At 37.8% G+C, this 246-nt stretch carries 1 protein-coding gene; it reads right to left on the reverse strand.

Annotation, left to right across the window (positions count from 1 at the left end):
* Window positions 1-246 (reverse strand): hypothetical protein (locus AAEY83_RS17655; RefSeq protein WP_351061282.1); only part of this gene is annotated, 246 nt, incomplete at both ends.

The following is a 246-nucleotide window of genomic DNA, read 5'->3' on the forward strand; positions in this document are numbered from 1 at the left end:
CATTACATACCCTCCAGGACTATCAAAACTTAAGCCATGATCTCCTAAATTAGGTGCAACATAACCACTTCGGTGAAGTAAGGGCAGATAAAGGTTAACAAATGAAGCGACTGAACCGCCCATTCTATGAAGTTCAAGCCCCGTTAATTGACTCCTAACAACAGCAAAATCAAGTAAATTTAATTTGTTAAAAATACGTAGAACCAGTACGCAATCTTGTCTATTGTATTTCGCAAGGGATAACTT

Source organism: Psychrobacter sp. TB20-MNA-CIBAN-0197 (assembly GCF_040309765.1).
Classification (GTDB): domain Bacteria; phylum Pseudomonadota; class Gammaproteobacteria; order Pseudomonadales; family Moraxellaceae; genus Psychrobacter; species Psychrobacter submarinus.